We start from the raw sequence: 25,955 nt of genomic DNA on the forward strand, positions 1-25,955 counted from the left end.
ACTTCTGGCGAGGTGTCAGGCGGGTGACAGAGACGTTTCTTCTGCGAGTTCGCGGCCCGCCGTGGCACAGATCCAGGCATCGGGGCGCCATCGACGCGCCCCCACCGAGGAAGGGGCCACGGAGATGGCGACCACCACGGCATGCGATACGCGCGAACGGGCGAGAGGGGCGCTCCTCGGCCTCGCCGTCGGTGACGCGCTCGGCGCGCCCGCCGAGAACATGCGCCCCTCCGAGATCCGCCGCCGCTGGGGCCGGATCGAGGGCTTCGTGACGGACAGCCCGGCGGGCACGGACGACACCGAGTACGCCATCTTCTCGGCGCTGCTGCTCGCCCGGCACGGCTCGGCCCTCACCGTCCACCATGTCGAACGGGCCTGGCACCACTGGATCGCGGACCTCGACGAAGGCCCGTTCCGCGGCGCGGGCTTCTCGGAGCGCGGCACCCTGGAGAACCTCCGCCGCGGTCTCGCCGCGCCGATCTCCGCCCAGCACCGGCACGCCTGGAGCGACGGTCTCGCCATGAGGGCGGCGCCGTTCGGGGTGTTCGCGGCGGGCCGCCCCGCGGAGGCGGCCCGGCTGGTCGCCATCGACGGCAGCGTCAGCCACGACGGCGAGGGCATCTACGGCGGCCAGGCCGTCGCAGCCGGCGTCGCGGCGGCGATGGCGGGCGCGGGGGTGACCGCGGTGATCGCGGCGGCCCTCTCCGCCGTCCCGATGGACTCGTGGACGGCCCGGTCGCTGCGCCGCGCGGTGGTCGCCGCCCAGCGCGTCCAGCCCGACGCACAGACCCGCGAGCGCCAGGTCCGCTCGGCGGTCGTCATCGGCGGCTACCCGTGGACGGATCTGGCGCCGGAGGCGGTGGGCCTGGCGTTCGGCGCCTTCGCGGCGGCACGGGGCGACTTCCGTACGGCGGTCCTGACGGCCGTCAACATGGGCCGCGACGCCGACACCACGGCGGCGGTGGCGGGCGCGCTCGCGGGCGCGGCCGGCGGACTGCGGTCGATCCCCGAGGAATGGGCCTCGGCCATCACCCCGGTCACGGGCAGCTGCCTCCCGTCGATGCGCGGCTACCACGTCCTGGACGTGGCGGACCTTCTCACCCCGGAGGGGGAATCCTGATGAGCGGCGACGACCCGAGGAACACCGCGGTGGGCGAGCGCCCCGCGGGGCGGGGCGGCTGGGCACAGCAGACGGTGCCGGGTTCCGGCTTCCTGGCCGGTGCCGCGCCCGAGGACCCGGCCGGTTCCGGCTTCCTGGCCGGTGCCGCGCCCGAGGACCCGGCCGCGGCACCGGCCCCGCGCACACCGCCCCACGCACCGGCGGCTCGCGACGCGGTCGAGGGCCTCCTCCTCGGCCTCGCCGCGGGCGACGCCGCCGGCTGGCCGGCCGCCCGGCACCGTGCCGCCCGGATGCCCGAGTGGACCCGCCGTCTCACCCGCGAGCTCGACACCTTCGCCGAGCAGAACGCCACGACCACCCTCCCCGTCCCCATCGCCCTCAACCAGCCCCCCGAGCCGCTCCGCCTCGGCCCCTCCGACGACGCCGAATGGGCGGCCTTCACGGCCGAGGCGATCCTCACCGCCGCGGGCCCGGTCTTCACCGGCCTCCCCCGGGAGCGCCGGCTCCGGGCCGCCGTCGACCTCGCCTGGAACTCCCTCGCGGGGCAGGTCGCCGCCGCGGCGGACCGCGCACCCGAAGTCGAGTCCGCCGTGCTCCCGCTGCGCGCCCGGATCTCCGTCCGTGCGGGCCTCGGCAATCTCGCCACCGGTCTGCGTCCGCCGGCGACCGGCCACGACAACCCGCACTTCTTCGACGACGCGGCCTGCGTCCGGGCCGTGGTCCTGGCCGTGGTGCACCCCGGCGACCCCCGCGCCGCCGCCGAACTCGCCGAGTTCGACGCCCGGTACACCCAGGACGGCGACGGCGTCCACGGCGCCCGCGCGATGGCGGCGGCCGTCGCCGCGGCCCTCGGCGGGGCGACGGTCGACGAGGCCGTCGAGGCGGCGCTCGCCGAACTCCCGCCCGTCACCGAGATCGGCCGCAACGCCCGGTACGCGGTGAAGCTGGCGCAGACCGCCGCCTCGGCCTTCGAACTGGTCCCCCTCCTGGAGCACCAGATCGTGGACCACGTCTACAGCTACGGCATCGCCGCCGCCGAGACCGTCCCGGTGGCGCTGGCCCTCACCACCGCCGCCCGGGGCGAGATGACGGCCGCGGTCCCGGCCGCCGTCTGCCTGTCGCGGGTCGCCGACTCCGCGCCCGCGCTGGCCGGAGCGCTCACCGGGGCACTGGGCGGGGGCCGTTCGGTGCCGGCGACGTGGCGCGAGGCGTGCAGGACGCTGGCGGGCTGCGCGCTGCCGCGGCTCGCGGGCACGGATCTGGTCGAACTCGCCGGGCTGCTCGCAGCCACGGAACCACCCACCCCGGGTGGACAATCCAGACATGAAACCCACAACGCCCTCGCAGGTGACGCCCCCACTGGATGACCGGATCATCGGAAGTCTCCTCGGGGCCGCCGTCGGCGACGCGCTCGGCGGCCCCGTCGAGGGCTACACCCCCCAGCAGATCCTGGAACGCCACGGCGGCCGCGTCAGCGGGATCGTCGGCCCGTGGAACGGCGACGAGTGGCGCACCGCCCGCCCCATCGCCCCGTACCACAAGGGCGACGGACACGTCACCGACGACACCTTGATGACCCATGCGCTGATCCGGGTCTACGAGAAGGTCCGCGGTCACCTCGACGCGTACGCGGTCGCGGACCACCTCGTCCCCGACCTCATGGGCAACCCCGTCTGGATCCCCGAGCTCGAGGCGGAGGCGCTCCCGCTCCAGCGGATCTTCCTGGCGGAGAAGTGGCTGGTGACACGCATCCACTACGCCCATGTGGACCCCCGCGAGGCCGGCGCGGGCAACATCGTCAACTGCGGCGCAGCGATGTACATGGCGCCGGTCGGCCTCGTCAACGCGGCCCACCCGGAGGCCGCGTACACCGAGGCCCTCGACATCGCGGGCGCCCACCAGTCCTCCTACGGCCGCGAGGCGGCGGGGGTGTTCGCGGCCGCCGTGGCGGCGGCGTGCGTCCCCGGCGCCACGCCGGCGACCGTGGTCGACACGGCCCTGTCGCTGGCGAAGGACGGGACGCGGGCGGCGATCGAGGCGGTGGCGGACGTCGCGGACCGGCACCGGGACTTCGAATCGGCCCTGACGCCGCTCCGCAAGGCGGTGGCCCAGTTCGACTCCGTCGGCCCCGACTACCGCTCCCCCTCCCTCGGCGCCCGCCGCCCGTCCCGCCTCCACGCGATCGAGGAACTCCCGATCGCCCTCGGCATGCTGCTCGTCGGGGAGGGCGACTACCGCCGTACGGTCCTGGGCTCCGTCAACTACGGCCGTGACTGCGACTCGATCGCCACCATGTCGGGCGCGATCGTGGGCGCGCTGCACGGGGAGCAGTCGGTGCCGGCGGAGTGGGCGAAGCGGGTGGCGGAGGCGAGCCGCCTGGACCTGCACGCCCCGGCGAGGGCCCTGACGGACGTGGCCCAGGAGATCTTCGCCCGGGACCGGAAGCTCCGTCGGAGCCACGAGCAGGCGTTCGCGGCCCTGACGGGCACGGCCGCCCGGTGAACCTCCGTCTGACCTGGGTCCAGCCGGAGGACCTCCTGGGTCATGAACTCCGCCAGGCCGCGGAGGACGGCCGCGACGCCCGCGCCGTCGCGGCCCGCTGGGCGGCGGCGGGCGGCCCGCCCGCCCCGGACACGGCCGGCGCGTCCGAGGTGCCCCTTCCGGAGCTCCGGCCCCTGGCGGACTCCCTCCTCGCCGCCCTGTCGGCCCTCCCCGCTCCCCTGTCGGCGCGGGAACCGGCTGACCTCGCCGGCATCCACGCCGTGACGACCCCCCGCACCGCCCCGACGCCGCCGGACGGAGCGGCGGGGGCGGGCGGGGACACCGCCCTCCGCGACCGTCTCCACGCCGCCTGGCTCGGCCGGGCCGCCGGCTGTCTCCTCGGCAAGCCCGTCGAGAAGCTCCCCCTGACCGCCATCCGCGCCCTCGCCCGCGCCACCGGCAACTGGCCCCTCTCCACGTGGTTCACCGCCCGCGGCGTCCCGCCCGAGCTGCTCGCCGTCCACCCCTGGAACCGCCGCTCCGCCGCCACCTCCCTCGCCGAGAACATCGACGGGATGCCCGAGGACGACGACCTCAACTACCCCCTCCTCAACCTGCTGCTCCTCCAGCGCCACGGCCGCGGCTTCACCACCGCCGACGTCGCCCGCCTCTGGCTCGACGAGCTTCCCGCCGGCCGTACGTTCACGGCCGAGCGCGTGGCCTACCGCAATCTCCTCGACGGGATCGAACCCCCGCTGACCGCCGTCCACCGCAACCCGTTCCGCGAGTGGATCGGCGCCCAGATCCGGGCCGACGTCCACGGCTGGACCCGTCCCGGCGACCCGGCCGGAGCCGCCGAGCAGGCGTACCGGGACGCGACCCTCACCCACACCGCGAACGGCGTCTACGGCGCCATGTTCGTCGCCGCCACCCTCGCCACGGCCGCGACCGGCAGCGCCGACGTCCACCGGTCGCTCGCCGACGGCCTCGCCGTGATCCCGCCGCACTCCCGCCTGGCGCAGGCCGTCCGCCGCGGGATCGGGCTGGCCCGCGAGACTCCGGACTTCGACACCGTCGTCGACCGCCTGCACGCCGAACTCGGCGGGTACCACTGGGTGCATGCCGTCCCCAACACCGCCCTGCTCGCCGCCGCCCTCACCCACGCCGACGGCGACTTCACCCGCTCCCTCTGCGCGGCGGTCTCCGGCGGCTGGGACACCGACTCCAACGGCGCCACCGCCGGCTCGGTCGCCGGTCTGCTCGCCGGGCACCCCGACCGGCTGCCGGAGCGCTGGACCGCCCCCCTCAAGAACCGTCTCGCGACCTCCGTCCCGTCCTTCGACGGCATCGGATTCGACACCCTGGCCGAACTGACCCACCGGGAGGCAGTACGCCCATGACCAGCATCGTCGTACTCGGCAGCACCAACATGGACCTCGTCGCCTACGTACAGAAGGCCCCGGCCCTCGGCGAGACCGTCACCGGCCGTGCCTTCCGCACGATCCCCGGCGGCAAGGGCGCCAACCAGGCCGTCGCCGCCGCCCGCGCCGGCGGCGAGGTGTCGATGATCGGCGCGGTCGGCGCCGACCACTTCGGCACCCGGCTCCGGGACACCCTCGAACACTGCTCGGTGGACACCGATCTGCTGCGCACCGCCGAGGGCCCCTCCGGCACCGCGCACATCGTCGTCGACGACGAGGGCGGCAACGCGATCGTCGTCGTCCCCGGCGCGAACGGCACCGTCACCTCCCTCGACCACGGCGACGAGGCCCTCATCGGCACCGCCGACACCCTGCTCCTCCAGCTCGAACTCCCCCTCTCCGTCGTCGTGGAGGGCGCCGCGACCGCCCGCCGCCTCGGCGTACGGACCGTCCTCACCCCCGCTCCCGCCCAGCCGCTCCCTCCCGAACTGCTCGCCACCATCGACCTGTTGGTGCCCAACGAGCACGAGGCCGCCGCGCTCACCGGCCTGACGGACCCCCGGGAGGCCGCCCTCGCCCTGCTCCGGGACGTCCCCGAGGTCGTGGTGACCCTCGGAGCGGCCGGCAGCCTGTACGCGGTCCGGGGCGCCGACCCGGTGACGGTGCCCGCACCCCGCGTCCGGGCCGTGGACACCACCGCCGCCGGCGACACCTTCGTCGGTGCGCTGGTGGTCGCCCTCGGCGAGGGCCGGCCCGCTCCCGAGGCGCTCGCCTGGGCGGGGGCCGCCGCCGCGCTCTCCGTCCAGCGCGAGGGCGCGTCGACGTCGATGCCGTACCGCGCCGAGATCGAGGCCGCCTTCGGCTCCCGCGGCGGGACCGAGGGCACGGACGAGAAGGAGACCGACCCCGTATGAGCCCCACTCCTCAGGCCCCGGCGCCGCACACTCCGGCCGGCCCCGCCCCGTCCGCCGCTCCCACCGCCGCCGCCCCCGCGGCCCGGGCGCCTCTCCACGGCCTGCGCGTCCTGGATCTCGCGACCCTCTTCGCCGGCCCGCTCGCCGCCACGATGCTCGGTGACTTCGGCGCCGACGTCGTCAAGGTCGAGCACCCCCGCAAGCCCGACCCGTCCCGCGGCCACGGCCCCGCCAAGGACGGCATCGGTCTCTGGTGGAAGGTCCTCGGTCGCAACAAGCGGGCGATCACCCTCGATCTGTCGTCCCCCGGCGGCCGTGACACCCTTCTCGCGCTCGCCGCCGACGCCGATGTGATCGTGGAGAACTTCCGCCCCGGCACCCTGGAACGCTGGGGTCTCGGCTGGGAGGAGCTCTCCACCGTCAACCCGCGGCTGGTCCTCGCCCGGGTCACCGGCTTCGGCCAGTTCGGCCCGTACGCCCACCGCCCCGGATTCGGCACCCTCGCCGAGGCGATGAGCGGTTTCGCCGCCATCACCGGCGAGCCGGAGGGCCCGCCCACCCTGCCCCCCTTCGGCCTGGCCGACTCGATCGCCGCCCTGGCCACGGCGTACGCGGTGATGACCGCGCTCACCGCGAGGAACACGACCGGGCGCGGCCAGGTCGTCGACATGGCGATCATCGAACCGATGCTCTCCGTCATCGGGCCCCACCCCCTCTGGTACGACCAGCTCGGCTATGTCCAGCCCCGCACGGGCAACCGCTCCCGCAACAACGCCCCCCGCAACACGTACCGCACCTCCGACGGCTCCTGGGTCGCCGTCTCCACCTCCGCCCAGTCCATCGCCGAACGGGTCATGGCCCTGGTGGGCCGCCCCGATCTGATCGACGAGCCGTGGTTCGCCGACGGCACGGGACGGGCCGAGCACGCGGACGTCCTGGACGAGGCGGTCGGCGCCTGGATCGCCCGCCGCACCCGTGACGAGGCGATGGCGGCGTTCGAGAAGGCGGAGGCGGCGATCGCTCCGGTCTACGACATCCGGGACGTCGTCAGCGACCCCCAGTACCGGGCGCTCGGCACCGTCACCGAGGTGCACGACCCCGAACTCGGCCCGATCAAGATGCAGAACGTCCTCTTCCGCCTCTCCGAGACGCCCGGAGCCATCCGCTGGCCCGGCCGCCCGCACGGCGCCGACACCACCGACGTCCTCTCCGAACTCGGCCTCAGCCCCGCCGAGATCGGCAGCCTCCGCGAGCAGGGAGCGGTATGAGAGACATGAACGAGACCCCGGCCCGCACGAACGGCACGACCCGCCGCTCGGCCTTCGCGACCGCCCTCACCTGGCTGTACGCCCCCGGCGACCGCCCCGACGTGGTCCGCAAGGCGCTGGCCTCCGGCGCCGACGTCGTCATCGTCGATCTGGAGGACGCGGTCGCCCCGCACCGCAAGGCGTACGCCCTCGACGCCACGGCCGATCTGCTCGCGGACCCGCTCCCCGTCCCGGTCCACGTCCGCGTCCACACCCCGCGCGACATCCCCACCCTGGCCCTCCTCCCCGGCCTCCACGGTCTTCGTGTTCCCAAGGTGACACACGCCACTGACATCCACCGGCTCGTCGAGCTCGCCCCGGGCCTCCCCCTCTACCCGCTCCTGGAGAACGCCCTCGCCGTGGAGAACGCCTACGCCATCGCCACCGCGCACCCCGCCGTCCGCGGCATCGCGCTCGGCGAGGCCGACCTCCGCGCGGACCTCGGGGTACGGGAGGACTGCGGCCTGGACTGGTCCCGCGGCCGGGTGGTGGTCGCGGCCCGCGCGGCCGCCCTCCCGCCCCCGGCCCAGTCGGTCCATCCCGACATCGGCGACCTGGACGCGCTGGCCGCCGGCTGTGCCCGGGGCCGGGCCATGGGCTTCTTCGGCCGGGCGGCCATCCACCCGCGCCAGCTCCCGGTCATCGAGCGCGCCTACCTCCCCACGCCGCAGGAGGTCGACGCGGCGCGGGAGGTCGTCGAGGCCGCCGGCCCCGAACAGGGCGCCCTCGCCCTCCCGGACGGGCGTTTCGTGGACGCGGCGGTGGTGGCGGGCGCCCACCGGGTCCTCGCCCTCGCGGCCCGGACGGCCTGACGCCCCGGTCCGGGCCCGCGCCCGGCGCCCCTGCCCCGGCACGCGGAAGGGCCGCCGGGACCTCTCGGTCCCGGCGGCCCTTCCGACCGGTTCGGGGGGGATCAGCCCTTGGCGGCCGACCCGGCGCCGTTGCCGGCCCCGTGCTCCACGTCACCGTCCGAGGCGTCCTCAGAGGCCCCGGCGGCCTTCCCGGTGTCCGGGAGGCCGTCCGTGACGGCGTCCTCGGCGGTGTCCGCGGACTCCGCGTCCTCGCCGTCCTTCGTCTCGGCCGCCTTGTCGGCGGCCTCCTTCGCGGCCTTCGGCTCGACGATCTCCTCGCGGCCCGGGCGGACCCGCGCCGAGACGACCATGTAGACCACGGCGAGCACGAAGACGCCGATCGCGGTCCACACGTTCAGCCGCAGGCCCAGGATGTGGTGGGCCTCGTCGACGCGCATGTACTCGATCCAGGCCCGGCCGACGCAGTACGCGGCGACGTACAGCGCGAAGGCGCGTCCGTGGCCGAGCTTGAAGCGGCGGTCGGCCCAGATGACGAGGAAGGCGACACCGACGCACCAGAGCGACTCGTACAGGAAGGTCGGGTGGTAGAGCCCGGCCTCACGGTTCGCGCTCTCGGTGATCTTCAGGGCCCAGGGCAGATCGGTCGGCTTGCCGTACAGCTCCTGGTTGAACCAGTTGCCCCAGCGGCCGATGGCCTGGGCGAACGCGATTCCGGGAGCGATGGCGTCGGCGTACGCCGGGAGCGGGATGCCCCGCCGGCGGCAGCCGATCCAGGCACCCACCGCGCCGAGCGCGATGGCGCCCCAGATACCGAGGCCGCCCTCCCAGATCTTGAAGGCGTCGACCCAGTTCTCACCCTCGCTGAAGTACAGCTGGTAGTCGGTGATCACGTGGTAGAGGCGTCCGCCGACGAGGCCGAAGGGCACCGCCCAGACGGCGATGTCGGCCACGGTGCCGGCGGTGCCGCCCCGGGCGATCCAGCGCTTGTTGCCGTACCAGACGGCGACGAAGACACCGATGATGATGCAGAAGGCATAGCCGCGCAGCGGGATCGGTCCGAGGTTGATCACGCCGGTCGACGGGCTGGGAATGTAGGCAAGGTCCATGGCAGGACCGACGCTACCCTGCCGGGCGGGCGGGACGGCAGCCCACCCGGCAACGTATGGGTAACTAACCCGGGCCGTAGGCGGTGGCTCAGCCCGCCGAGGGAGAGCCCGGGGAGGCCGCCGGAGCGGTCGTCGGAGCCGCCGTGCCGGGCTTCTTGCCCTTGTTGGCCTCGGCGACCCACTTCTTCAGGTTCTCCGGGGAGATCTGCTCGTTCCCCTTCTGCGGGAAGATCGACTCTCCGTTGAGCAGGACGGACGGTGTGCCGCGGAAGCCGCCGTTCTGGAAGGCCTCGTTCGACTTGACCACCCAGCTGTCGTGCGTGCCGTCGTTCACACAGCTACGGAAGGCGGGCGTGTCGAGCCCCGGGACCTTTGCCGCCAGCTCGATCAGCTTGTCGTTGCTGCCGAAGGCGTCATCCGTCTCCTGCGGCTGGTTGACGTAGAGCGTGTCGTGGTACGCCGTGAACTTCCCCGCGTCCTGGGCGCACGCCGCGGCGTTCGCCGCGCGCAGGGAGCCGCTGCCGCCCATGTTCCCGTCGATGAGGGTGGCGAGGTGGTACTCGGTCCTGAGCGCGCCCGCGGCCTCCAGCTCGTGGATGGTGTCCCGGAACGCGTTCTCGAACTGGGCGCACGCCGGGCAGCGGAAGTCCTCCCAGACCGCCAGTGTCGACGGGGCGTCCGCCTTCCCGGCGGGAACGGCGGGCTTGCCGTCCTCCTCGGTCGCCCCGGCGGGCGCGACGACCGGGCCCGCCTTGTCGGATCCACTGTCCTTGTCGCCGCCCGCGGCGATCACCCCGACGACCGCGGCGAGTCCGAGGACACCGACCACCGCCGCCGACACGATCAGGATCCGCCGCTGCTTCTCGCGGGCCTTCTCGCGCTCGCGCTGCTGCTGGAGACGCTCCCGCGCACTCCGATTACCGTCACCACTGTTCTTCTCGCTCACGCCTCGGAAACGAACCGGGGAGGCACGTGCGTGCCTCCCCGGTCGCAGATCCACCCAGATGGGTTACGAGACGCGCCGGACACCCTCGGCGAGTTCGGCCGCCAGTTCCCTTACCGCGGCGAGTCCCGCGGCCTCGTCGCCGTCGGCGTCGAGGATCCGCTTCACGAACGCGGAGCCGACGATCACGCCGTCGGCGAAGACGGCGACCTCCTTGGCCTGGACGGCGTTGGAGACCCCGAGACCGACGCAGACGGGGAGCTCGGAGGTGGCGCGGGTACGGCGGACCAGGTCGGCCGCCTGTTCGCCGACCGACTCGCGGGTGCCGGTGACACCCATGAGGGAGGCCGCGTAGACGAAGCCGGAGCCGGCCGCCGTGATGGTGGCGAGGCGCTCGTCCTTGCTGCTGGGCGCGACGACGAAGACGGTCGCGAGACCGTGCTTGTCGGCGTGCTCGCGCCAGACCGCGGACTCCTGGACCGGCAGGTCGGGCAGGATGCAGCCCGCACCGCCGGCCGCGGCGAGCTCCTCGGTGAAGCGCTCGACGCCGTACCGGTCGATCGGGTTCCAGTACGTCATGACGAGGACCGGCTTGCCGGTGGCCTCGTGGGCCTCGCGGACCGTCCGCATGACGTCGGCGATCTTGACTCCGCCGCGCAGGGCGATGTCGTCGGCGGTCTGGATGACCGGTCCGTCGAGGACCGGGTCACTGTGCGGGAGGCCGACCTCGACCACGTCCGCACCGCCGTCGAAGACGGCCTTGATCGCCGCGATGCCGCCGTCGACGGTCGGGAAGCCGGCCGGGAGGTACGCGATGAGCGCGGCGCGATGGTCGGCCTTGGCCTTGGCCAGGGTGTCGCTGAGGAGCTGGATGTTGCCGCTCACTTGGTGTCCCTCCGGATCTCGCCCGCGCCGTCCTCGGCTGCGACGTCGGCCTCGACGGCGGCCGCGCCGGTGTCGTAGAGCCCGAAGTAGCGGGCGGCCGTGTCCATGTCCTTGTCACCGCGCCCGGAGAGGTTGACGAGGAGCAGGGCGTCCTTGCCGAGCTCCTTGCCGACCTCGATGGCCCCCGCGAGGGCGTGCGCCGACTCGATGGCCGGGATGATCCCCTCGGTACGGGAGAGCAGCCGGAGCGCCTGCATGGCGGCGTCGTCGGTGACGGCGCGGTACTCACCGCGCCCGCTGTCCTTCAGGTACGCGTGCTCCGGGCCGATGCCCGGGTAGTCGAGGCCCGCCGAGATCGAGTAGGGCTCGGTGATCTGGCCCTCCTCGTCCTGGAGGACGTACGACCGCGAGCCGTGCAGGATGCCGGGCTCGCCGGCGGTGAGGGTGGCCGCGTGCTCGCCGGTCTCCACGCCGTGGCCGGCCGGCTCGCAGCCGATCAGCCGGACGTCCGCGTCGGGGACGAAGGCGTGGAAGAGTCCGATGGCGTTGGAACCGCCGCCGACGCAGGCGATCGCCGCGTCGGGGAGGCGGCCGGCGCGCTCCAGGATCTGGCGGCGGGCCTCGACGCCGATGACGCGGTGGAAGTCGCGGACCATGGCGGGGAAGGGGTGCGGGCCCGCGACGGTGCCGAACAGGTAGTGCGTCCGGTCGACGTTGGCGACCCAGTCGCGGAACGCCTCGTTGATGGCGTCCTTGAGCGTCCGGCTGCCGGACTTCACGGCCACGACCTCGGCGCCGAGCATCCGCATCCGGGCCACGTTGAGGGCCTGGCGCTGGGTGTCGACCTCGCCCATGTAGATGGTGCAGTCGAGGCCGAAGAGGGCACAGGCGGTGGCGGTGGCCACGCCGTGCTGACCGGCGCCGGTCTCGGCGATGACGCGGGTCTTGCCCATGCGCTTGGTGAGCAGGGCCTGGCCGAGCACGTTGTTGATCTTGTGCGAGCCGGTGTGGTTCAGGTCCTCGCGCTTGAGGAAGATCCGGGCGCCTCCGGCGTGCTCGGCGAACCGGGACACCTCGGTGAGGGCGCTCGGACGGCCCGTGTAGTCGACCATCAGGTCGTTGAGCTCGCGGGCGAACTCCGGGTCGGACTTGGCCTTGTCGTACTCGACGGCGACCTCGTCGACGGCGGCGACGAGGGCCTCGGGGATGAACTTGCCGCCGTAGGCGCCGAAGTAGCCCTCGGGGGTGGGGACCAGACCCTCCGGGTCCGGAATGAAGAACTCGCTGGACATGCGGATGCTCCTCGCGGGGCGGGTGCCCCGGGTGACGTGTGGTGGATGGTCACGAGATGCGCGCGCCCCACTCCTCGCCGCCGACCCCCGTTGTGGGCATTCGCCCCTGCCCGAACGGAGTCCGGGGAGGGTGGGCACAACGGAACGGCGCCCCTTGCCGGGCCTCGGCTGCCGCGCCCGTACCCGCACCCGCACCCGCACCCCCAGGGTGGACGATCGTCCACGCGGGAGGGCGGAAGGGGCACGGTGTGTGCCACGGCAGGGCCACGGGCCGAAGAGCCCGGTGGCTGAGCGGTCGTGTCAGTTCGTGGAGGTGCGCGCGGGGCGCCGACGCCATCGCATGCCGTTGACCTGGCCCGGCTCGTCCCCGATGACGTACCGCACCCGGCGGCCGTGCACACGGCGGGCGGGTGCGCGGCAGCCACGCGGACGGCAGCCCCGGGCCAGCGGGGCATGCGGCGCGGGTACGGAGGCGGCTGCGACGCGCAGCCTGCCGCCGGGCACGCCGACGGTCCCCCGGGCGGTGCCCGGAGGGGTCGGCGTGGTGCGGCGGCGGGTCATGGCGCGGTCAGCTCCGGCCGTGCCGGAGTGCCGGGTGGGCGCCCGCGGCGACCAGGTCGGCGACGGCGGCCTTCGGGTCGCGGCCGGTGACGAGCGACTCGCCGACCAGGACCGCGTCGGCGCCGGCGTTGGCGTAGGCGATGAGGTCGTGCGGGCCGCGGACGCCGGACTCGGCGATCTTGACGATGTGCGCGGGGATCTCGGGGGCGACCCGCTCGAAGGTGGAGCGGTCGACCTTGAGGGTCTTCAGGTTGCGCGCGTTGACGCCGATGATCCGGGCGCCCGCGTCGACGGCACGCTCGACCTCGTCCTCGTCGTGGACCTCGACGAGCGGGGTGAGCCCGATGGACTCGGCGCGCTCGATGAGGGAGACGAGGGCCTCCTGCTCCAGGGCGGCGACGATGAGGAGCGCGAGATCCGCTCCGTACGCGCGTGCTTCCCAGAGCTGGTACGCGGTGACGATGAAGTCCTTGCGCAGGACCGGGATGTCGACCTTGGCCCGGACGGCCTCCAGGTCCGCGAGCGAGCCGCCGAAGCGGCGCTGCTCGGTGAGGACGGAGATGACGGCCGCGCCGCCCGCCTCGTAGTCCGCGGCGAGTCCGGCAGGGTCGGCGATCGCGGCGAGCGCGCCCTTGGACGGGCTGGAGCGCTTGACCTCGCAGATCACCTTGACGCCGTCGCCGCGCAGTGCGGCGACGCCGTCCTTGGCCTGCGGCGCCTTGGCGGCGCGCTCCTTGAGCTCGTCGAGGGTGACCCGCGCCTGCCGCTCTGCGAGGTCGGCGCGTACGCCTTCGATGATCTCGTCGAGCACACTCACGCGAGGGGCCCCCTTCCGGGACGGTGATGGTGATGATGAACCAGGTTCAGCCACATCGATCCTATCCGCAGGACGGCCCCGGACTCGCATCGGCCGGAGTCGCGTCCCATCTGCTGGGACTCCCGTAGGGGTCCCCGCGGCGCCGCGGGGGGCCCTCAGGGGGCCAGTGCTGCGCCGAAGGGAAGGTTCCGGACCAGGGTGAAGAGGCCGAGGACGGCCCCGATCCCCCACCACACGACCGGGGAGACCGCGAGGCGCATGGGCACCCCGCGGATGGCACGAATCAGCCAGAGAACGATCAGGACGCCGAAGAGTCCGTAGCCGATGACGGCGAGGGCGTTGGCGCCGAGGGCGGCCGGGAGGTCGCCGTGGACGAAGGCGTGGGCGCTGCGGAGCCCGCCGCAGCCGGGGCAGTAGATGCCGGTGAAGCGCAGCAGGGGGCAGACGGGGTAGTGCCCGGGTTCGTTGGGGTCGACGGTCCCGACGTACGCGAAGGCGGCGGCCACCCCGGTGAGCGCGGCGACGGGCGCGAACAGCCGCCGGGCGAGCGACCGGGGCGGCGGCTGTGGGGCCCCGTTCTCCGGCCACGCGTGCGCGTGGCCGCGCGGGGGCGTCCAGGGCTCCGGTGCCGCGGGAGCGGCCTGGCGGGCCTGTGCGGCCGGTCCGGTCGGTGGCAGAGGTTCACCCGGTCGGGTGCTGGATGTGTCGGTCACGGCTCCGGCCGTCGGCTGCGGGTCCACCCGGTGATTCTCGCCCCGGACGCGCGAGAGCGCAGCCCGGCACGGCCGGACTGCGCTCTCGGATGTGGCGTGTCGCGTCAGGAGCGGGCCTGCGCGGTCGCGACCTCGCGGGCGGCGGCGACGGCCGCCGACTCCTTCGGCATGCCGAGGCCCGCGGCCTTCATCGCGCCGCCGACGATGCCGCCGAGCACGATGACACCCATGCCGGCCCAGAAACCGGGCAGGTTGGCGGCCACCATGAAGACTCCGGCGATGCAGAAGCCGATGAAGGAGATGATGACACCGGTCCAGGCGGCCGGGGTGTGTCCGTGGGCGCTGCCCGCCATGAGTTGCTCCTCGTTGCAGTTGCTCGATGGTGAGGTCTCGCGTGCGCGGACTCTCGGCGCTCATTGTCCCGCACGTGGGCGCGCGAGGGTGAATCGGGGGTACCGGGACGATCACGCGTCGCGGCCGGCGACTCCGTCAGGTCCGCCGGTGCGGCGCCGTCAGGAGCCGTGCGTGGGGTCCTCGCCGCGGTCGAGAGCCTTCCACAGGTCCTCGGGCCGGTCCGGGTCGGTGGTCGGGGCCTTGCGGGCGGCCCGCGGGGCGCCGGAGCGCTCGTAGCGGCCGCCCATGGCGGGCCAGCTCTTGCCGAAGCGCAGCGCGAAGAGGCCGGCGAGCAGGATGAGGACGGCTCCCGCGGCGGTCACGTACGGCCAGACGGTGTGGCTCAGCCCCGCCACGGCGGCGGCGGTGTCACCGCTGATGCGGGCGGCCTCGGCGTCGAGGGCGGCGCTGTCGGAGGCGCCGAGGACCGCGGCGAGGGCGGCGCCCGCGCCGCTCAGAGCGAGGAGCGCGGAGACCAGGGTGCGGCCGGTACGGCGCACGGCGAAGACGGCGAAGAGCGCGGCCAGGCCGACGATCGCGAGAGCGGTCGGCACACCGGTGACGGTGCCGCCGTCGGCCTCGACGGGCACGCTGCCGCCACCGACGGACGCGGTGCCCTCCGCCCAGATCTGGCCCGCGGAGAGCAGGACGACGGTGGCACCGAGGGCACCGAGGAAGAGGGCCGCGGCCAGGCTGCGGCGGCCGCCGCCGGAGACGGCCGCGCGGGCGGCCCGGGGCTGGGGTACGGGTACGGCACTCACGTACCCCACTATCCCCTACGTCGTCAGGCGCCGTTCATCCGGTTGGCGGTGTGCACGGCGCGGAGGACGGCCGCGGCCTTGTTCCGGCACTCGTTGTCCTCGGCGACGGGATCGGAGTCGGCGACGACACCCGCTCCGGCCTGCACATACGCGGTTCCGTCGCGGAGCAGGGCGGTACGGATGGCGATGGCCGTGTCCGCGTCGCCGGCGAAATCGAGATAACCGACACATCCGCCGTACAGGCCGCGCCGGGAGGGTTCGAGCTCCTCGATGATCTGCATCGCGCGGGGCTTGGGCGCGCCGGAGAGGGTGCCGGCCGGGAAGCAGGCGGTGAGGACGTCGAAGGCGGTCCTGCCCTCGGCGACCTGCCCGGTCACGGTGGAGACGATGTGCATGACGTGCGAGTAGCGCTCGACGGACATGAAGTCGACGACCTCGACGGAGCCGGGCGCGCAGACGCGGCCGAGGTCGTTGCGGCCGAGGTCGACGAGCATGAGGTGCTCGGCGCGCTCCTTGGGGTCGGCGAGCAGTTCCTCGGCGAGGTCGTGGTCCTCCTGCGGGGTGGCGCCGCGGTGCCGGGTGCCGGCGATGGGGTGGAGCATCGCCCGGCCGTCCTCGACCTTGACGAGGGCCTCGGGTGAGGAGCCGACGACGTCGAAGCCGTTCTCGAAGCGGAAGAGGTACATGTACGGGGACGGGTTGGTGGCCCGCAGGACCCGGTAGACGTCGAGCGCGGAGGCGGCGCAGGGGGTCTCGAAGCGCTGCGAGGGCACGACCTGGAAGGCCTCGCCGGCCCGGATGCGCTCCTTGATGTCCTCGACGGCGTCCTGGTAGGCCGGTCCGCCCCAGAGCGCGGAGAACTCCGGGAGCGCGGAGGCGGGCAGGGCGGTGGGGGCGGTGGCGACCGGGCGGGCCAGGTCGGCCTCCATGGCGTCGAGGCGGGCGACGGCGTGCGCGTAGGCCTCCTCGACGCCGGTCTCCAGGTCGTTGTGGTTGATCGCGTTGGCGATCAGCAGGACCGAACCGTCCCAGTGGTCGAGGACCGCGAGGTCGCTGGTGAGGAGCATGGTCAGCTCGGGCAGTCGCAGGTCGTCCCGGGTGGAGTCACCGATCTTCTCCAGGCGGCGGACGATGTCGTATCCGAGGTAGCCGACCATGCCTCCGGTGAACGGCGGCATGCCGGAGGCCAGGTCACGGGGGGTGTGGAGGGTCTCGACGGTGGCGCGCAGGGCCTGGAGCGGGTCGCCGTCGGTGGGAACGCCGACGGGCGGGGTGCCCAGCCAGTGGGCCTCGCCGTCCTTCACCGTCAGCGTGGCGTCGCTGCGCACCCCGATGAAGGAGTAGCGGGACCAGCTGCGGCCGTTCTCCGCGGATTCGAGGAGGAAGGTGCCGGGCCGTTCGGCGGCGAGCTTGCGGTAGAGCCCGACCGGGGTGTCGCCGTCCGCGAGCAGCCGGCGGCTGACGGGGATGACGCGGCGGTCGGCCGCCAGCTTGCGGAAGGTGTCGAGATCCATGGCGCCAGACCCTACTCGGAGACGGGGTCCGCGTCGGACCCGGATACGGGGAGCACATCGGCGTCGAAGCAGGTCCGGGCGCCGGTGTGGCAGGCGGCACCGACCTGGTCGACCTTGACGAGGACGGTGTCGGCGTCGCAGTCGAGGGCGACGGACTTGACGTGCTGGACGTGGCCGGAGGTGTCGCCCTTGACCCAGTACTCCTGGCGGCTGCGGGACCAGTAGGTGCAGCGGCCGGTGGTGAGGGTGCGGTGGAGGGCCTCGTCGTCCATCCAGCCCAGCATCAGCACCTCGCCGGTGTCGTACTGCTGGGCGATGGCGGGGACGAGCCCGTCGCTGCTGCGCTTGAGCCGGGCGGAGACGGCCGGGTCGAGATTGCTGCTCATGGCGCCATTGTGCCGCCCTCCGGGGCGGTGTCCGGCGGGGCGTCCACTGGGCGGACCGGTGGCACCCGCCGTACGCTGGCGGTCATGTCGACCCATGCCAAACGTGAACGGCTTCTGCTCGCGGACCTGTTGGAGGCGGCGGGCCCCGACGCGCCGACGCTCTGCGAGGGCTGGAGGACCCGGGACCTCGCGGCCCATGTGGTGGTGCGGGAGCGGCGCCCGGACGCGGCGGCCGGTTCGCTCGTACCGTTGCTGAAGGACCGGATGGAGCGGGTGCAGGCGGAGTTCGCCGACAAGCCGTACGTGGAGCTGATCCAGCTCATCCGGACCGGGCCGCCGAGGTTCTCGCCGTTCACCATCAAGCAGGTGGACGAGGGGGCGAACGTGGTCGAGTTCTACGTGCACGCCGAGGACGTACGCCGTGCCCAGCCCGACTGGTCGGCGCGCGAGCTCGACCCGGTCTTCGCCGACGCCCTCTGGTCCCGGCTGGAGCGCACCGCCCGGCTGCTGGGCCGGAAGGTCCCGGTCGGCCTGGTGCTGCGCCGCCCGAACGGCCAGACGGCGGTCGCGCACCGGGGCACCCCGGTGGTGACGGTCTCCGGGGAGCCGGGCGAGCTGACGATGTACCTGTTCGGCCGCCAGGACTCGGCCAAGGTGGAGCTGGACGGGGAGCCGGAGGCGATCGAGCGGCTGCGGGAGACGAAGCAGCTGGGGCTCTGAGCGAGGCGGCGGGGCGGGGCCGGACCGGTGGTCAGCCGGGCAGCTCCGCCCGGCGCACGCCCCTGGACGCGAGGCCGTAGACGCCCGCGAGCGCGCAGACCGCGGCGCTGACGGTGAAGACCGGGCCCACACCCCACAGGCCGATCGCGGCGCCCGTGAGCGGGAAGCTGAGCGGGGCGAGGCCCAGGCTCATCAGGCTGGAGACGGCCGAGACGCGGCCGAGGTAGGCGGGGTCGCACTCGGTCTGGACGAGGGCCCCGGCCAGCGCCCCGGAGAGGCCGGCGAACAGACCGATGGAGAGGGCGACGCCCACCGCCGCGGGCAGCCGCGGGACGAAGGCGAGCGCGCCGATCGAGAGGGCGCCGACGGTCATGGTCCAGCCGAGGACGGCTCCGGCGCGCGGCACCCGCCCCTTGACGCTGAGCAGCAGCGAGGCCCCACCGGCGCCGACGCCGAAGGCGGCCAGGACCCAGCCGATGCCGGAGGCTCCCCAGCCGCGCTGGTCGGCGAGGAGCACGAGGCCGACGTTGAGGGGGCCGACGAAGCCGAGGTCGCTGAGGGCGATGACGATCATGAGCGGCCCGAGGACCCGGTGGCCGCGAAGATACCGCAGTCCGTCCACGAGATCGCCGGACGCGGTGCCGTGCCGCCTCTTCTGGGCCTCGCCGGTGAGCGGGCGGATCCGGAGGGCGAGCAGCAGCGGCAGGGAGAGGGCGAAGAGCGCTCCGGCCACGGCGAAGGCGGCGCCCGGCCCTCCGAGGGCGACCGCCAGGCCGCCGAGCGGGGCGCCGACGACGGCTCCCGAGCGGGAGGCGAGGCCGCGCATGCCCTGGACGCGGGCGAGCTGGTCGTGCGGGGCGATCCGGGGCGGCAGGGCGCCGACGGCGGGCAGGAAGAGCGCGTCGACGATGCCGAAGACGAGGGCGACGCCGGCCAGCGTCCAGAGGGTGGGCGCGGTGACGAGGACCAGTGCGGCGACGCCGAGGACGATGAGGCAGCGGACGGTGTCGGAGGCCATGACGACCCGGCGCGGGCCGAAGCGGTCGGCGACCACTCCCCCGCCGAGCATGAGCAGCGCGCGCGGTACGGCGCTGGTGGCCATGACGAGTCCCGCCTCGGCCGGGGTGCCGCCGCGGACGGCGGCCCAGGAGAGGGCGAGGTGGTAGACGCTGTCGCCGAGGGTGGAGGCGGTGTAGGCGCCGAGCCATCTCAGCACCTGCGGGTCGCGGTGGGCGGGCCGCGCGACGGCGGTGGGCGCCGGGGCGGCGACGGTGGCGGTCATGAGCGGTAGGGGAAGCCGTTGAGATGGATGGCGACGTTCTCGCGGCCTTCGTGGTCACCGGCGGCCTCGGCGGCGCGCGCCCGCTGGTCGTACGCGCGCAGGACCGCGTCGAGTTCGGCGCCCAGGGCCCTGAGCTCGTCCGCGGTGAGGCGGGGCAGCCACTCGGAGCTGAGGGAGGCGGAGCGCCAGCTGTCGGACCAGGTGTGCCGCTCGTCGAGGAAGCGGGCGTACATCCCGGTGCGCTGCTCGTCGACCGTACGGCCGAAGGCGGCGCTCGCGGCGGCCAGCTCGGGGGCGTCGCGGAGGTCCTCGTCGTGGATGCTGAATCCGTAGGAGCTGGGCTGCCACCAGCGCTCACGGCCGTCCGTCGACCGGTTCTCGGCCTCCTCGATGAGGCCGTGCTCGGCGAGCTTGCGCAGGTGGTAGCTGACCAGCGAGACCGCCTCGTCGACCTGGTCGGCGAGCTGGGACGCCGTGGCGGTGCGGGCGACGAAGAGGGCGCGGTAGAGGCGCAGCCGCAGGGGGTGCGCGATGGCTTTCAGGGTGCCGAGATCGGTGATCCGGCGGTGCTCCGGAGAGGTCATGTCCACGACCCTAGGTGCGAAATAAAACTTGCACAATAAAAATTGCGCAACTGATCCTGCGTATCTGGGGAAAGCGAAGGGCCCCCGAAGAGGCCCTGCGCACAAGCGGAACGACGGATCAGCGGACCGGGTGGCCGGCCCCCCGCAGCTCGTCCTTGACCTGCGAGATCCGCAGATCACCGAAGTGGAAGACGGAGGCCGCGAGGACCGCGTCCGCGCCCGCCGCCACCGCCGGCGGGAAGTCGGCGAGCTTGCCCGCTCCCCCGCTCGCGATCACCGGCACGGTCACGTGCTTGCGGACCGCCGCGATCATCTCCGTGTCGTAGCCGTCCTTGGTGCCGTCCGCGTCCATCGAGTTGAGCAGGATCTCGCCCGCGCCCAGCTCGGCGGCCCGGTGCGCCCACTCGACGGCGTCGATGCCGGTGCCCTTGCGGCCGCCGTGCGTCGTCACCTCGAAGGAGCCCGAGGCCGTCCGCCGGGCGTCGACCGAGAGGACGAGCACCTGGCGGCCGAAGCGCTCCGCGATCTCCTGGATCAGCTCGGGGCGTGCGATGGCCGCGGTGTTGACGCCCACCTTGTCGGCCCCGGCCCGCAGCAGCTTGTCGACGTCCTCGGCCGCACGGACGCCGCCGCCGACGGTGAGGGGGATGAAGACCTGCTCGGCGGTGCGGCGCACCACGTCGTAGGTGGTCTCCCGGTTGCCCGAGGAGGCGGTGATGTCGAGGAAGGTCAGCTCGTCGGCGCCCTCGGCGTCGTACAGCTTGGCCATCTCGACGGGGTCGCCGGCGTCCCGCAGGTTCTGGAAGTTCACGCCCTTGACGACCCGCCCGTTGTCCACGTCCAGGCAGGGGATCACGCGTACGGCGAGGCTCATGCGCCCTCACCCCGGTAGGCCTCGACCTCGACCTCGACGACCAGGCTGGGGTCCACGAAGCCCGAGACGATGATCATCGACGCGGCCGGGCGGACGGCGTCGAACAGCTCCTTGTGGGCGCGGCCGACCTCGTCCACGTCCCGGGCGTGGGTGATGTACATCCGGGTGCGGACCACGTCCTCCGGGCCCAGACCGAGCTGCTTCAGGGCGTCGAAGGCCACGCGGAAGGAGTTCACCGTCTGGTCGTACGGGCCTCCGCCGGCGATCTGGCCGCCGACCACCGACGTACAGCCCGCGACGAGGACCAGACCGTTCGGCAGCTCCACCGCGCGGGAGTAGCCGAACTGCTCCTCCCAGGGGGCCCCGGTGACGACCTTCTTCACGCCGTCGGTCATACGGAAGCCACCGCCTCCAGGGCCTCTTCGAGGGTGAACGCCTTGGCGTACAGCGCCTTGCCGACGATCGCGCCCTCGACGCCGAGCGACACCAGGCCGGACAGGGCCCGCAGGTCGTCCAGGGACGACACGCCGCCGGAGGCGACGACGGGCTTGTCGGTGGCCGCGCAGACGTTCTTCAGGAGCTCCAGGTTGGGGCCCTGGAGGGTGCCGTCCTTGGCGATGTCGGTGACGACGTAGCGGGAGCAGCCCTCGGAGTCGAGGCGGGCGAGCGTCTCGTAGAGGTCGCCGCCGTCGCGGGTCCAGCCGCGGCCGCGCAGCGTCGTGCCGCGCACGTCGAGGCCGACGGCGATCTTGTCGCCGTGCTCGGCGATGACCTTCGCCACCCACTCGGGGGTCTCCAGGGCGGCGGTGCCGAGGTTGACGCGGGTGCAGCCGGTGGCGAGGGCGGCGGCCAGGGAGGCGTCGTCGCGGATGCCGCCGGAGAGCTCGACCTTGATGTCCATGGCCTGGGCGACCTCGGCGATCAGTTGCCGGTTGTCACCGGTGCCGAAGGCGGCGTCGAGGTCGACGAGGTGCAGCCACTCGGCGCCGGAGTTCTGCCAGGCGAGGGCCGCTTCGAGCGGGGAGCCGTAGGAGGTCTCGGTGCCGGACTCGCCGTGCACCAGGCGGACGGCCTGGCCGTCGCGGACGTCGACGGCGGGGAGGAGTTCAAGCTTCTGAGCCATGATCAGAGGGTCTCGATCCAATTGGTGAGGAGCTGGGCTCCGGCGTCGCCGGACTTCTCGGGGTGGAACTGGGTGGCCCACAGGGCGCCGTTCTCGACGGCCGCGACGAAGGGCTCGCCGTGGGTGGCCCAGGTGACCTTGGGGGCGCGGATGTTCTTGTTGCCGACCTCGAGGGTCCACTCGCGCACCGCGTAGGAGTGCACGAAGTAGAACCGGGCGTCGGCGTCGAGGTCCGCGAACATCTCGGTGCCCTGCGGCGCGTCGACCGTGTTCCAGCCCATGTGGGGGACGACGGGGGCGTTCAACGGCTCGACCGTACCGGGCCACTCGTCGAGGCCCTCGCTCTCCACGCCGTGCTCGAAGCCGTGCGCGAAGAGGATCTGCATGCCGACGCAGATGCCCATGACGGGGCGGCCGCCGGAGAGCCGGCGGCCGATGATCCAGTCGCCGCGCGCGTCCTTCAGCCCCCGCATGCAGGCGGAGAAGGCGCCGACACCGGGGACGAGGAGTCCGTCGGCGTTCATCGCGGTGTCGTAGTCGCGGGTGATCTCGACGTCGGCGCCGACCCGGGCGAGGGCGCGCTCGGCCGAGCGCACGTTGCCGAAGCCGTAGTCGAAGACGACGACCTTCCTGGGGGTGCTCGAGGTCATGCCCACACGTCCAGCCGCAGCACACCGGCGGTGAGGCACATCGCGGCGCCGAAGGCGACGAGCACGACGAGGCCCTTGGGCATCTGCTGCTTGACGAAGGAGTAGATGCCGCCGAGCAGGAAGAGCCCGACGACGATGAGGATGGTGGAGAGGCCGTTCACGGTCAGAGCGCGCCCTTCGTGGAGGGGAGGATTCCGGCGGCGCGCGGGTCGCGCTCGGAGGCGTAGCGGAGGGCGCGGGCGAACGCCTTGAACTGGCACTCCACGATGTGGTGGGCGTTGCGCCCGTACGGGACGTGGATGTGCAGCGCGATCTGGGCCTGGGCGACGAAGGACTCGAAGATGTGACGGGTCATCGTGGTGTCGTACGAGCCGATCATCGGCGCCATGTTCTCGGGCTCGGTGTGCACGAGGTACGGGCGGCCGGAGAGGTCGACGGTCACCTGGGCGAGCGACTCGTCCAGCGGGACGGTGCAGTTGCCGAAGCGGTAGATGCCGACCTTGTCGCCGAGGGCCTGCTTGAAGGCGGCACCCAGGGCGAGGGCGGTGTCCTCGATGGTGTGGTGCGAGTCGATGTGGAGGTCGCCGTCGGTCTTGACCGTGAGGTCGAACAGACCGTGCCGGCCGAGCTGGTCGAGCATGTGGTCGTAGAAGCCGACCCCGGTCGACACGTCGACCTTTCCGGTGCCGTCGAGGTCGATCTCGACGACGACGGAGGTCTCCTTGGTGGTGCGCTCTACGCGGCCTACGCGGCTCATCGCTGCTGCTCCTTCATCAATTCACGAACCGCGTCGAGGAACGCGTCGTTCTCTTCGGGGGTGCCCGCGGTGACCCGCAGCCATCCCGGTACGCCGTTGTCCCGGACCAGGACGCCCCGGTCGAGGATCCGCTGCCAGGCCTCGTGGGTGTCGGGGAACTTCCCGAACTGCACGAAGTTGGCGTCCGAGTCGGTGACCTCGTAGCCGATCCCCCGCAGCTCGGTGACGAGCCGGTCGCGCTCGGCCTTGAGCTGCTCGACGTACCCGAGGAGGGTGTCGGTGTGCTCCAGGGCGGCGAGCGCGGTCGCCTGGGTGACGGCGGAGAGGTGGTACGGCAGCCGGACCAGCTGGACGGCGTCGACCACGGCCGGGTGGGCGGCGAGGTAGCCGAGCCGCAGTCCGGCGGCGCCGAAGGCCTTGGACATGGTCCGGGAGACCACCAGGTTCGGACGGGCCTCGATGAGGGGCAGCAGCGAGTCCCGGTGGCTGAACTCCACGTACGCCTCGTCCACGACGACCATCGAGGGCTTGGCCGCCTGGGCCGCCTCGTACAGGGCGACGACGGTGTCGGCGGCGACCGCGGTGCCGGTGGGGTTGTTCGGCGAGGTGACGAACACGACGTCGGGCCGGTGCTCGGCGATGGCCGCGGCGGCGGCCTCCACGTCGATGGTGAAGTCCTCGTTGCGCGGGCCCGAGATCCAGCCGGTGCCGGTGCCGCGGGCGATCAGGGCGTGCATCGAGTACGAGGGCTCGAAGCCGATCGCGGTACGGCCCGGGCCGCCGAAGGTCTGCAGCAGCTGCTGGAGGACCTCGTTGGACCCGTTGGCCGCCCAGACGTTCTCGGCGGTGACCCGGTGCCCGCCGGTGCGGGTGAGGTAGCGGGCGAGTTCGGTACGGAGCTCGACCGCGTCCCGGTCGGGGTAGCGGTTGAGGGTACGGGCGGCCTCGGCGACGCGCTCCGCGATGCGGGCGACGAGCGGCTCGGGCAGCGGGTACGGGTTCTCGTTGGTGTTCAGCTGGACGGGGACGTCGAGCTGGGGCGCGCCGTAGGGGGACTTGCCCTTCAGCTCGTCCCGGACGGGGAGGTCGTCGATCCGGATCTCGGTCACTTCTGGGGGACCTTCCATCCGAACCTCGCCTTGATCGCGGCGCCGTGGGCGGGGAGGTCCTCCGCCTCGGCGAGGGTCACCACGTGTTGTGCCACGTCGGCGAGCGCGTCGCGCGTGTAGTCCACGATGTGCACCCCGCGCAGGAAGGACTGCACGGAGAGGCCCGAGGAGTGGCAGGCGCAGCCGCCGGTGGGCAGGACGTGGTTGGAGCCCGCGCAGTAGTCGCCGAGGGAGACGGGCGCCCAGGGGCCGACGAAGATCGCGCCGGCGTTGCGGACGCGGTCGGCGACGGCCGGGGCGTCGCGGGTCTGGATCTCCAGGTGCTCCGCGCCGTAGGCGTCGACGACCTTGAGGCCGTCGGCCAGGTCGCGGACGAGGACGATCGCGGACTGGCGGCCGGCCAGGGCAGGGACGATCCGGTCGTCGACGTGCTTGGAGGCGGCGACCTGGGTCTTCAGCTCGGCCTCGGTGGCGGCGGCCAGCTCGTCCGAGTCGGTGACGAGGACGGAGGCGGCCATCGGGTCGTGCTCGGCCTGGCTGATGAGGTCGGCGGCGACGTGCACGGGGTCGGCGGTGGAGTCCGCGAGAATCGCGATCTCCGTCGGGCCGGCCTCGGCGTCGATGCCGATCCGGCCCTTGAGGAGGCGCTTGGCGGCGGCCACGTAGATGTTGCCGGGGCCGGTGACCAGGTTGACGGGGGCGCAGCCGGACCCGGCGTCGGCGCCGTCCGCGCTGCTCAGGGTCCCGTAGGCGAACATGGCGATCGCCTGGGCGCCGCCGGCGGCGTAGACCTCGTCGACGCCGAGCAGGGCGCAGGCGGCGAGGATCGTCGGGTGCGGGAGCCCGCCGAAGTCCTTCTGCGGGGGCGAGGCGACGGCCACGCCCTCGACGCCGGCCTCCTGGGCCGGGACGACGTTCATCACGACGGAGGACGGGTAGACCGAGCGGCCGCCCGGCACGTACAGACCGACGCGCTCGACCGGGATCCACTTCTCGGTGACCGTGCCGCCGGGGACGACCTGGGTGGTGTGGGTGGTGCGCCGCTGCTCGCGGTGCACCATGCGGGCGCGCCGGATGGACTCCTCGAGGGCGGCGCGGACGGCCGGGTCGAGCTCGTCGAGGGCGCGGTCGATCGCCTCGGTGGGGACGCGCAGGCCCGGGACACGGACGCCGTCGAATTTCTCCCCGTAGTCGATCACCGCGGCCGCGCCATGATGCCTGACGTCCTCGCAGATCGGCCGCACCGTCTCCAGGGCGGCTTCCACGTCGAACTCGGCACGGGGCAGCAGGTCGCGCAGGGCGGAACCCTCGGGGAGGGCCTCGCCGCGCAGATCGATTCGAGAGATCACGGGTCAATTCTCTCAGACGGCCCACAGCGCCGGACGCCCGTATCAATGGCTGATACGGGCCACACTGGCGTCTTGTCGCCA

The 25,955-nt window shown here is 73.4% G+C and carries 29 protein-coding genes; 8 read left to right on the plus strand and 21 right to left on the minus strand.

What is annotated here, in order from left to right:
• Nucleotides 1-124 precede the first annotated feature (124 nt).
• From OG392_RS10005 to OG392_RS10035, 7 genes are read left to right on the plus strand one after another with little or no spacing between them, the layout of a single operon-like run.
• The gene (locus tag OG392_RS10005; RefSeq protein ID WP_329277727.1) at nt 125-1,120 is read left to right on the plus strand and encodes an ADP-ribosylglycohydrolase family protein; all 996 of its coding nucleotides are present in this window, start codon (nt 125-127) and stop codon (nt 1,118-1,120) included.
• Nucleotides 1,120-2,487 carry an ADP-ribosylglycohydrolase family protein gene (locus tag OG392_RS10010; RefSeq protein ID WP_329277729.1) on the plus strand — a complete coding sequence of 456 codons (1,368 nt, stop codon included), beginning with the start codon at nt 1,120-1,122 and terminating at the stop codon, nt 2,485-2,487. The genes OG392_RS10005 and OG392_RS10010 overlap by 1 nt, the downstream gene beginning before the upstream one ends.
• Nucleotides 2,444-3,622, plus strand: a complete 1,179-nt coding sequence (locus tag OG392_RS10015; RefSeq protein WP_329277731.1) for an ADP-ribosylglycohydrolase family protein — start codon at nt 2,444-2,446, stop codon at nt 3,620-3,622. Before OG392_RS10010 ends, OG392_RS10015 begins: the two co-directional genes overlap by 44 nt.
• Nucleotides 3,619-5,001: an ADP-ribosylglycohydrolase family protein gene (locus OG392_RS10020; RefSeq protein WP_329277733.1), complete on the plus strand. Its 1,383-nt coding sequence runs from the start codon at nt 3,619-3,621 to the stop codon at nt 4,999-5,001. The genes OG392_RS10015 and OG392_RS10020 overlap by 4 nt, the downstream gene beginning before the upstream one ends.
• A complete protein-coding gene (gene rbsK / locus OG392_RS10025; protein WP_329277735.1) occupies nt 4,998-5,936 on the plus strand; it encodes a ribokinase in 939 nt (312 codons plus the stop codon). Before OG392_RS10020 ends, rbsK begins: the two co-directional genes overlap by 4 nt.
• Complete coding sequence (locus tag OG392_RS10030; RefSeq protein WP_329277737.1) at nt 5,933-7,204, plus strand: CaiB/BaiF CoA transferase family protein; 1,272 nt, start codon at nt 5,933-5,935, stop codon at nt 7,202-7,204. Before rbsK ends, OG392_RS10030 begins: the two co-directional genes overlap by 4 nt.
• A 5-nt stretch (nt 7,205-7,209) precedes the next feature.
• Complete coding sequence (locus OG392_RS10035; protein ID WP_329277739.1) at nt 7,210-8,055, plus strand: HpcH/HpaI aldolase/citrate lyase family protein; 846 nt, start codon at nt 7,210-7,212, stop codon at nt 8,053-8,055.
• A 101-nt stretch (nt 8,056-8,156) separates the two neighbouring features.
• Here the strand turns inward: OG392_RS10035 and lgt are convergent, their stop codons facing one another.
• From lgt to hisI, 11 genes are all read right to left on the minus strand, one after another.
• The gene (gene lgt / locus OG392_RS10040; protein WP_329277741.1) at nt 8,157-9,161 is read right to left on the minus strand and encodes a prolipoprotein diacylglyceryl transferase; all 1,005 of its coding nucleotides are present in this window, start codon (nt 9,159-9,161) and stop codon (nt 8,157-8,159) included.
• An 88-nt stretch (nt 9,162-9,249) separates the two neighbouring features.
• On the minus strand, nt 9,250-10,107 hold the full coding sequence (locus OG392_RS10045; protein ID WP_329277743.1) for a DsbA family protein: 858 nt from the start codon (nt 10,105-10,107) through the stop codon (nt 9,250-9,252).
• 63 nt (nt 10,108-10,170) lie between these two features.
• Nucleotides 10,171-10,989, minus strand: a complete 819-nt coding sequence (gene trpA / locus OG392_RS10050; protein WP_329277745.1) for a tryptophan synthase subunit alpha — start codon at nt 10,987-10,989, stop codon at nt 10,171-10,173.
• On the minus strand, nt 10,986-12,281 hold the full coding sequence (gene trpB / locus OG392_RS10055; protein WP_329277747.1) for a tryptophan synthase subunit beta: 1,296 nt from the start codon (nt 12,279-12,281) through the stop codon (nt 10,986-10,988). Before trpB ends, trpA begins: the two co-directional genes overlap by 4 nt.
• A gap of 300 nt (nt 12,282-12,581) precedes the next feature.
• Nucleotides 12,582-12,842, minus strand: coding sequence for a tryptophan biosynthesis modulator TrpM (gene trpM, locus OG392_RS10060; protein WP_329277749.1), 261 nt, complete (start codon nt 12,840-12,842; stop codon nt 12,582-12,584).
• Between the two features lie 7 nt (nt 12,843-12,849).
• Nucleotides 12,850-13,659, minus strand: a complete 810-nt coding sequence (trpC, locus tag OG392_RS10065; RefSeq protein ID WP_030314603.1) for an indole-3-glycerol phosphate synthase TrpC — start codon at nt 13,657-13,659, stop codon at nt 12,850-12,852.
• A gap of 155 nt (nt 13,660-13,814) precedes the next feature.
• Nucleotides 13,815-14,372: a DUF2752 domain-containing protein gene (locus OG392_RS10070; RefSeq protein WP_443054734.1), complete on the minus strand. Its 558-nt coding sequence runs from the start codon at nt 14,370-14,372 to the stop codon at nt 13,815-13,817.
• Nucleotides 14,373-14,476: 104 nt separating this feature from the next.
• Nucleotides 14,477-14,725, minus strand: coding sequence for an HGxxPAAW family protein (locus tag OG392_RS10075; protein ID WP_266890799.1), 249 nt, complete (start codon nt 14,723-14,725; stop codon nt 14,477-14,479).
• Nucleotides 14,726-14,884: 159 nt separating this feature from the next.
• A complete protein-coding gene (locus OG392_RS10080; RefSeq protein ID WP_329277752.1) occupies nt 14,885-15,535 on the minus strand; it encodes a TIGR02234 family membrane protein in 651 nt (216 codons plus the stop codon).
• Between the two features lie 14 nt (nt 15,536-15,549).
• A complete protein-coding gene (locus OG392_RS10085; RefSeq protein WP_329277753.1) occupies nt 15,550-17,040 on the minus strand; it encodes an anthranilate synthase component I in 1,491 nt (496 codons plus the stop codon).
• Between the two features lie 11 nt (nt 17,041-17,051).
• Entirely contained in the window at nt 17,052-17,426 is a 375-nt protein-coding gene (gene hisI / locus OG392_RS10090; protein WP_329277754.1) for a phosphoribosyl-AMP cyclohydrolase, read from the minus strand.
• A gap of 84 nt (nt 17,427-17,510) precedes the next feature.
• Between hisI and OG392_RS10095 the strand changes: the two genes are divergently transcribed.
• Nucleotides 17,511-18,146 (plus strand): TIGR03085 family metal-binding protein, encoded by a 636-nt coding sequence (locus OG392_RS10095; RefSeq protein ID WP_329277755.1) that lies wholly within the window; start codon nt 17,511-17,513, stop codon nt 18,144-18,146.
• Nucleotides 18,147-18,177: 31 nt separating this feature from the next.
• On the opposite strand, the gene OG392_RS10100 is transcribed toward OG392_RS10095, so the two are convergent.
• From OG392_RS10100 to hisD, 10 genes are all read right to left on the minus strand, one after another.
• Nucleotides 18,178-19,428: an MFS transporter gene (locus tag OG392_RS10100; RefSeq protein ID WP_329277756.1), complete on the minus strand. Its 1,251-nt coding sequence runs from the start codon at nt 19,426-19,428 to the stop codon at nt 18,178-18,180.
• A complete protein-coding gene (locus tag OG392_RS10105) occupies nt 19,425-20,012 on the minus strand; it encodes an ArsR/SmtB family transcription factor (protein WP_329277758.1) in 588 nt (195 codons plus the stop codon). Before OG392_RS10105 ends, OG392_RS10100 begins: the two co-directional genes overlap by 4 nt.
• 118 nt (nt 20,013-20,130) lie before the next feature.
• Nucleotides 20,131-20,886 carry an imidazole glycerol phosphate synthase subunit HisF gene (gene hisF / locus OG392_RS10110; protein ID WP_329277760.1) on the minus strand — a complete coding sequence of 252 codons (756 nt, stop codon included), beginning with the start codon at nt 20,884-20,886 and terminating at the stop codon, nt 20,131-20,133.
• Nucleotides 20,883-21,281, minus strand: coding sequence for a RidA family protein (locus tag OG392_RS10115; protein ID WP_329277761.1), 399 nt, complete (start codon nt 21,279-21,281; stop codon nt 20,883-20,885). Before OG392_RS10115 ends, hisF begins: the two co-directional genes overlap by 4 nt.
• On the minus strand, nt 21,278-22,009 hold the full coding sequence (gene priA / locus OG392_RS10120; protein WP_329277763.1) for a bifunctional 1-(5-phosphoribosyl)-5-((5-phosphoribosylamino)methylideneamino)imidazole-4-carboxamide isomerase/phosphoribosylanthranilate isomerase PriA: 732 nt from the start codon (nt 22,007-22,009) through the stop codon (nt 21,278-21,280). Before priA ends, OG392_RS10115 begins: the two co-directional genes overlap by 4 nt.
• A gap of 2 nt (nt 22,010-22,011) precedes the next feature.
• A complete protein-coding gene (gene hisH / locus OG392_RS10125) occupies nt 22,012-22,659 on the minus strand; it encodes an imidazole glycerol phosphate synthase subunit HisH (protein ID WP_329277765.1) in 648 nt (215 codons plus the stop codon).
• A complete protein-coding gene (locus OG392_RS10130; protein WP_329277767.1) occupies nt 22,656-22,820 on the minus strand; it encodes a hypothetical protein in 165 nt (54 codons plus the stop codon). The genes hisH and OG392_RS10130 overlap by 4 nt, the downstream gene beginning before the upstream one ends.
• Before the next feature lie 2 nt (nt 22,821-22,822).
• Nucleotides 22,823-23,416, minus strand: coding sequence for an imidazoleglycerol-phosphate dehydratase HisB (hisB, locus tag OG392_RS10135; protein ID WP_015032911.1), 594 nt, complete (start codon nt 23,414-23,416; stop codon nt 22,823-22,825).
• Nucleotides 23,413-24,525, minus strand: coding sequence for a histidinol-phosphate transaminase (locus OG392_RS10140; protein WP_329277769.1), 1,113 nt, complete (start codon nt 24,523-24,525; stop codon nt 23,413-23,415). The genes hisB and OG392_RS10140 overlap by 4 nt, the downstream gene beginning before the upstream one ends.
• Nucleotides 24,522-25,874 carry a histidinol dehydrogenase gene (gene hisD / locus OG392_RS10145; RefSeq protein WP_329277771.1) on the minus strand — a complete coding sequence of 451 codons (1,353 nt, stop codon included), beginning with the start codon at nt 25,872-25,874 and terminating at the stop codon, nt 24,522-24,524. Before hisD ends, OG392_RS10140 begins: the two co-directional genes overlap by 4 nt.
• Nucleotides 25,875-25,955 lie beyond the last annotated feature (81 nt).

Source organism: Streptomyces sp. NBC_00691 (genome assembly GCF_036226665.1).
In the GTDB taxonomy this organism is placed as follows: domain Bacteria; phylum Actinomycetota; class Actinomycetes; order Streptomycetales; family Streptomycetaceae; genus Streptomyces.